The 6,821-nt window shown below is 69.3% G+C and carries 6 protein-coding genes and 1 pseudogene; 5 read left to right on the top strand and 2 right to left on the bottom strand.

Annotation, left to right across the window (positions count from 1 at the left end; all coding sequences use genetic code 11):
* Genes ABZ803_RS13590 through ABZ803_RS13575 form a run of 4 tightly spaced genes read left to right on the top strand, consistent with a single transcriptional unit; the run spans position 1 to position 3,858 of the window.
* Positions 1-1,407 (top strand): nucleotidyltransferase family protein, encoded by a 1,407-nt coding sequence (locus ABZ803_RS13590; protein WP_357036678.1) that lies wholly within the window; start codon positions 1-3, stop codon positions 1,405-1,407.
* The gene (locus ABZ803_RS13585) at positions 1,404-2,138 is read left to right on the top strand and encodes an HAD family hydrolase (protein WP_357036675.1); all 735 of its coding nucleotides are present in this window, start codon (positions 1,404-1,406) and stop codon (positions 2,136-2,138) included. Before ABZ803_RS13590 ends, ABZ803_RS13585 begins: the two co-directional genes overlap by 4 nt.
* On the top strand, positions 2,123-3,064 hold the full coding sequence (locus ABZ803_RS13580; protein ID WP_357036672.1) for a diacylglycerol kinase family protein: 942 nt from the start codon (positions 2,123-2,125) through the stop codon (positions 3,062-3,064). Before ABZ803_RS13585 ends, ABZ803_RS13580 begins: the two co-directional genes overlap by 16 nt.
* Positions 3,061-3,858 carry an SDR family NAD(P)-dependent oxidoreductase gene (locus ABZ803_RS13575; protein ID WP_357036669.1) on the top strand — a complete coding sequence of 266 codons (798 nt, stop codon included), beginning with the start codon at positions 3,061-3,063 and terminating at the stop codon, positions 3,856-3,858. The genes ABZ803_RS13580 and ABZ803_RS13575 overlap by 4 nt, the downstream gene beginning before the upstream one ends.
* Before the next feature lie 336 nt (positions 3,859-4,194).
* Here the strand turns inward: ABZ803_RS13575 and ABZ803_RS13570 are convergent, their stop codons facing one another.
* Positions 4,195-5,022, bottom strand: a complete 828-nt coding sequence (locus tag ABZ803_RS13570; RefSeq protein WP_357036666.1) for an SDR family NAD(P)-dependent oxidoreductase — start codon at positions 5,020-5,022, stop codon at positions 4,195-4,197.
* 68 nt (positions 5,023-5,090) lie between these two features.
* On the opposite strand from ABZ803_RS13570, the gene ABZ803_RS13565 reads away from it, so the two are divergent.
* Positions 5,091-5,684, top strand: a complete 594-nt coding sequence (locus ABZ803_RS13565) for a TetR/AcrR family transcriptional regulator (protein ID WP_357036663.1) — start codon at positions 5,091-5,093, stop codon at positions 5,682-5,684.
* Positions 5,685-6,259: 575 nt separating this feature from the next.
* Here the strand turns inward: ABZ803_RS13565 and ABZ803_RS13560 are convergent.
* Positions 6,260-6,382 (bottom strand): annotated as a pseudogene (locus ABZ803_RS13560) (porphobilinogen synthase); the annotation flags it as partial.
* Between the last annotated feature and the right edge of the window lie 439 nt (positions 6,383-6,821).

Raw genomic sequence — 6,821 nt, 5'->3', positions numbered from 1 at the left:
ATGCCCGACACCGTGATCGCCGCGGGCGGAACGGACGCCGAACGGCTGCTGGTGCACGCCGCGCTGGCCGCACCCACCGGAGAAGAACGCGCCGAACTGGTCGAGCTGGCCCACCGGGTCACCGACTGGGCGGCCTTCTTCGAGCTGGCGCAACTCAACGCGACCGTTCCGCTGTCGCGGCGCTCCCTGATCGCCGCCGAGGTGTACGAGCTCGTGCCGCCGCTGGTCCGGGTACGGTTCGACGCCGCCACCGAACGGATCGCGACCGCGAACGACCGCCGCCTGGCCGCGGCGGTCGGGCTGTTACGGCGGTTCGACGAACGGGGCGTGCGCTGCGTGGTGCTCAAGGGCATGCTCTTCGCCACCGAGATCTACCGCGACCCGCGCTACAAGCGCATGAACGACCTGGACATTCTGCTGGAACCGGACCAGATCGCCACGGCCGTCGAGATCTACCGGGAACTCGGCCTGTTCGCGACTTCGGAGTTGCTGGGCAAGGCGCCCAAGGTGCGGGTCGAGCGATCTCACCACCTGCCGTCGTTCGTCTCGCGCGACGGCGCGCTCGTGGTGGGCACGCACTGGGGACTGATCACACCTCTGGCGCCCTACACGGTGGACTACACCGCGATCTGGAACCGCGTGCGGCCCATCGACTTCCACGGCGTACCCGCCTGGGCGATGGCGCACGAGGACAACCTGCACCATCTGGGTATCCACCTGCCCTACTACAAGACCGGCGTACGCGAACTCGGCGACATCTGGAACCTGGCCCGATACGCGGGCGCGGACCTGGACTACGACCTGCTTGCCGACCGGGTCGCGGCGGCGGGCAGCGAGAGTCTGATGTACCACGCCCTCGCGCTCGCACACCGTTTGGTGCCGAACCCCGACTTCGCGGCGCTGCTGGAGCGGATCGCGCCGCGCGTGGACCGATTCACCCGCGCCGACACCACGCGCAAGGTCGCCGACGCGCACACGCTACTGCGCAGCCGTTCCACCCACACCTCCCGGATCGAGAAGGCCTACACCGAATTCAACATGACCGCCGACGCGCGGGAGAAACTGGACGGCTTCGGGCGGCTGTGGTCCGGGCTGCTGCTGGTCCCCGGTGTGGAGGCGGCCCGGATGAGTTCGCTGCGCGACCCGGGCGCTCTGGCCGCCGTCGGCGCCCGGCTGATCGCGCCCTACCGGCTGACCCGGGTGTTCCAGCGTGACCTCGGCCGGTGGCTGTTCCCCGCCGCACTGGCCAAGACGGTCTACGACCTCGGCGCGGCATACGCCGGTGAACTCCGGTCGCGTACCGGACTCGGCGGTGCGCGGTCCGCGCCACCCGGCATCGACGACTACGCCGCTCGCCTCGGGCTGACCAGAGCCGATCTCCAAGCGGTACTGGACAGCCAGGAATGAGTTCACGAGCGACCGTCCTGTGGGATCTGGACGGCACGTTGATCGGGCAGCGGCGGCGCGCCTTCGCGACGCTGATGCCCGCGGGCGCTGCCTGGGCGTTCCGCGATCTGGTTCCACCGCATCGTTTCTTACCGCTACTGCGCCGCACGCTGGGTGACGTGCGGGCCAACGACAGCGACCACACCAACACCGAGCTGATGGTCCGGCTGCTCGCCGAACGCCTCGGCACCGGCCGCGACGTCGTCACCGACCGCCTGGCCCGGCTCGCGGAGGTCGAATTCGCCCGGTTGCGCGCGTGTTTCCCGCCGCGCCCTGCGGCGGTGGCGACGGTGCGCGGGCTGGCCGAGGCGGGGGCGCGGCAAGTGGTCGCGACCAATCCGCTGTGGCCGCGCAGCACCGTCGAGGCCAGGATCCGCTGGGGCGGACTCGATCTCACCTCGTTCGCCTTCGTCACCAGCGGTGACTCCATGCGCCGCGCCAAGCCGCGGCTCGAGTTCTATCGCGAGCTGCTCGACCGGCTGGGCGCGGTCGCGGCCGACTGCGTCATGGTCGGCAACGACCCGGCCCATGATGGCCCGGCCGCGCAGCTGGGCATCCCGGTCTTCCTGGTCGGCGCGCGCGCCACCGATATACCACCAGCCGTGGCCCGGACCGGGCTGGTCAGCACGGGAGACCATCGCGCACTACGCCGATGGCTCGGCATCGAGGAGGATTCGTGCTCGTCGTCCTGAACCCGCGCGCGAACGCGGGCACCGCGCTGCGACGCTGGGAGCCGGTGGAATCCGCGCTGCGCGCCCGTCACTCGGATCTGTCGGTCGAACTGCCCGCCGACGCACGGCACGCCACCGATCTCGTGCGAGCGGCCGTCACCCGGCCGGATCCGCCGTCTGTGCTCGTCGCCGCGGGCGGCGACGGCATGGTGAACCTGGTGCTGAACGCGCTCATGGACCCGGCCACCGACCGCCCGCACGCCCCCGGCTCCGCTTTGGGTGCGGTGGGACTGGGCAGCTCGAACGACTTCCACAAACCGGTGCCCGACAGCGGGCGTATCGGGGCCGTTCCCGTGCGAATCGACGCCGCGCGCACCGAACTCGTCGACGTGGGCAAGGCCGGCGTACTGCTGGCCGACGGCACGCGCGCCGTGCGCTATTTCTTGCTCAACGCGAGTATGGGACTGGTCGCCGCGGGCAATCATTCGTTCAACCAGGCCACCGGGGTGGTCGGCTGGCTCAAGGCGCGCAGCGTGGAGGCGGCCATTCTCGCCACCGCGCTGACCACCATCGCCACCCATCGGCCGTTGCCGGTCGCGGTGCGTGGCCGCGACTGGAGCCATGCGGCCCCGATCACCAACATCGGCGTGCTCAAGAGCGTGCACTTCGCGGGCGGCATGCGTTACGACACGGCGGTCACGCGCGCCGACGGCCGGTTCGACGTGAACATCTGGGCCGAGGCGGGGAGGCTCCGGACGCTCGGCTTGGTCGCGGGCCTGTACGCGGGCCGATTCCGGCGGTCGCGCCTGGCGGTATGCCATCGAGATTCGGTCGTGGAGCTGCGGCCGGATCGTCCGGCGCCGCTGGAACTGGACGGCGAGATCACGATGGTGGAGTCGGCGCGGCTGGAGATCCTGCCGCGCGTACTGAAGGTGTGTGCCGCGTGACGGTCGTGCTCGTCACCGGAGCCGCCAACGGCATGGGCGCGGCTACCATGCACCATCTCGCGGAGCTGGGGTACACGGTCGAAGGATGCGACCGAGTCGCCGCGTCCGGAATCGCGCGGGTCGACGTCCGCGACGAAGAGGCGGTGAACCGCTGGGTTCGCGACGTGCATGCCAGGCACGGCAGCATCCAGGCAGTCGTCACGTTCGCGGCATACGGCGTCGTCGGCGCGGTCGAGGAGACCACACCCGAGGAGGCCGCGGCGCTCTACGACACCAATGTCCTCGGCACGCACCGCGTACTGCGCGCGGTGCTGCCGTTGTTCCGCGCTCGAGGGGCGGGCCGCGTGATCGTCGTGAGTTCGGGTGCGGGCGCTGTCGCCGAGCCCTACGGTGGCTGGTATTCCGCCACGAAGGCCGCTGTGGAGCGGATCGGCGAAGCCGCGCGGACGGAGGCCGCCGGGACGGGCGTCCATGTGTCGGTACTCATCCCGGGGTGGACCGTCACCCCGATCATCGACACGGCGGTACACGTCTCGCGGCCGATCGCCGCCTACGACCGCGACCGTGCCGCCGTGCTGAACCTGGTACGCGGCTACCTGGCCGCGGGCCAGCCCGCCACTGCCGTGGCCCGCAAGGTCGTGACGATCCTGGCCTCGGACCGGCCACGGCAGACCTACCTGTGCGGCCGTGACGTCCGCTTGTCCTTCTGGACACGAAGGCTGCTTCCGGGCCGCGTATACGAGCGAATGGTGCAGCGATACTACGGTTTTCGACCGAAGCCTGTCCTCCGGTGATTCGCCCTGACCATGTCCCTCGAAGAGGTGGTCAGCCACGCAGGTGCACCGGACAGGGAGTCCGGGGACCAGCCGGGTCCGACCTCGACGACCCGATAGGCACCCTTGCGCGATCCGGCCATGCGCCCTAGGGACCCACCGAGTGCTTCGACAAACGCGGATCGGCGCCGCGCCGACGCGCCGGATCTCCTGAGGGCCAGGCCAGGGAAGCCGAAGCCTGGTTTCGCCGGGCTGCCGACGCCGAGTACCTCGACGCGATGTTCGTCTCGGGGGTTGTGCTCACCGGGCAGGACCGGTACGAGGAAGCGGGGGTCCCGGTAGTCTCAGCCCACCCGTTCAGGCGCCGGCGACCGGTTCGGGTAGCGCGGCGAGTTGGTCGGTCAGCTTCGTGTGGATCGCGGTGACAGCGTCGAGGCCCAGCGGCAGTCGCAATGGCGGCGCGGGGGATTCGACGGCGGCGACGATCTGCTGTGCCGCATGGGAGGGGTCACCGTACGCGCTCGGGTCGAGATTGCTCAGGCGCTCGAGCGCCGCCTCGACGCTGTCGGCGTAGTCGGGTTGCCGCACGGGCGTAATGTCCAGTGCGGCAACGAAATTCGTGCCGAACATGCCGGGATCGACGATCGTTACCGAGATGCCGAGGTGCGCGACTTCCTTCGCCAGGCCCTCGTTCATGCCCTCGACGGTGAACTTGGTGGCCGCGTAGAGACCCAAACCCGGCGAGGGGGCGGCGACACCGGCCACCGACGAGATCTGCACGATATGGCCGCTTTTCTGCGCACGCATGACCGGCAAGCAGGCACGGATCACGTTGAGCGATCCGAACACATTCGTCTCGAAGGCCGCCCGTACCGCACTGTCGGGGATCTCCTCCAGCGCCCCGAAAACCCCGTAGCCCGCATTGTTCACCACGACATCCAGGCCGCCGAAACTTTCCACAGCCTGCGCCACCGCCCGCCGGGCCTGCTCGGCGTCGGTGACATCCAACGGCACGACCAGGACCCGACCGGGATGGGCCGCCGCCAGCTCCCGCAACGACTGCGATCGCTCGGGATTGCGCGCCGTCGCGACCACCCGGCCACCGCCGGCTGCCACTGCCCGGCTGAGCTCATAGCCGAATCCCGACGACGCACCGGTTACCAGCCACACTCGATCAGTGTTCATGAAGAACTCCTTACCAGGCCATATTTACGATACTGACCATATCGTATCTAAAATGCTAACCTAGTGCCATGGCGGAGTCGATGGGTGCGCGCGGGCCGGGACGACCACGTAGCGAGCGATCACGCCGCGCGGTACTCACCGCAGCGCGGGAACTGCTGACCGACCGTGGGCTACCCGCGCTGAGCATGGACGACATCGCCGCGCGAGCCGGTGTCAGCAAGAACACCATCTACCGGTGGTGGCCGACCAAAGCGGCGGTGTTGATGGACGCCTTCACCGACGCCTTCGCCGACCGCATGGCAACCCCCGACGACGGCGATGCCCTGACCCGACTACGGATCCAGGTCCGGCGCGTGGCGCAGTTGATGAACACGCCCGAGGCTCGTCGCCCCTTCATAGCCCTGGTCGCAGCCGCCCAGCACGACCCCGAACTCGCCACCGCACTACGCGAACGGTTCATCGACGGCCGACGCGCCGACGTGAGCCGGCTCATCGCCGCCGGGATCACCGACGGCCAACTCCCGGCCGACCTCGACGCCGACGTCGTCATCGACCTGATCTACGGCGCCCTCTACTACAGGCTCCTCGTCAGCGGCGCGCCGATCGACCCGGCGTACGCCGACCGGCTCGTCCACGCGCTGGCCCCCGTCCTGCGAACCTGAAAAGCCAGCCGGCTGGTGGGGGCGTCTGTGGCGTGCTCGGTGATCGGCAGATCGGTGGCGTTGCCCAGGATCTCGTCGAGCACACGGTGGGCTTCGACGCGAGTCGCGACGATGCCCTTGTTTCCGTGGGTTGCCCCTGGTCGGTCATATTGCCTGACGCGTTGGGCTTGTCCGTGCGACCCGATACTCCGCGGCAAGTGAAAACTGGTGTGCGCGGTGCTATACCACCCATAGGCCCACGACAGCACCGCTCCGGCCGGGCGAAGGCCCCCGGAAAATTCGATATGAGAGGCGAACCGTCCGTCGCCGGCAACCAGTAATCCGAACGGCGCGGCAACAAGCGTCCGTGCCCTCGCAATCCGCTCGACAACCGCGCGAACCACGCATTTCGATCCAGCAATGGCGCGAGTTGAGTGCGACGCACCTTTCGACGAGATGCCCGCTGTCCGAGAAGGCTGGTGCAAGACACCTGTCACACGGTCATGTCGAGATCATGATGGCCATCGGCAAGTCATGATCTTCGGCATTCCCGAGACGAAACATCCGGATGGCCGCGGCGCCTGGACCTGGGAGGTGGCGACGGGCACATCCACCGCGTCGGCCACCCGCCGTACAACGTCGAGGTAGCGTCCGGCGGGTTCGACCATCACCAGATCGGCACCCTCCTCGACGTCGAGCAGTACCTCGCGCAGCTGCTGGGGCCACCAAGTGGGCTCCGGCTTCGGCTTGTGCCGGCGCGACCCGCCTGCTCGACGGGAGCACCGGCCGCCACGCGTTTCTGCCCGCCTGGCGGGATCCGGCAACCCGCCCCTGTCCGGCGCGTACGTCCCCGGCGCGCGGCGGTATGCCCACCGAGCGGCCCGCGCACCCGCTGCCCGGTAGGCATCGGGGTTTCCGGGCCTCTTCCGAGCCGACCGCTGGGACCGCGCGGCCGGATCGAATGTTGTGACGAACCGAGAAAACCACTGCCTCAGACTTTTTCGACGGGGGATCCCGGAGGAACGCTTCGCCGCCACCGCCGATCCGGTCGTCGTTGGTTCCGCAGGGCCGCGCAGCCGCTGCCAGGCGTGGCGCCGTGACTTCGAACAGTTCGCGCCGCAGCTGGTCCGGCGTGAACCGGCCGGACCCGCGTCTGGT

The organism is Nocardia sp. NPDC047648, assembly GCF_040642815.1.
Lineage (GTDB): Bacteria > Actinomycetota > Actinomycetes > Mycobacteriales > Mycobacteriaceae > Nocardia > Nocardia gamkensis.
The sequence above is the reverse complement of the archived record's forward strand: the minus strand, read 5'-3'. Positions and strand labels throughout refer to the sequence as shown.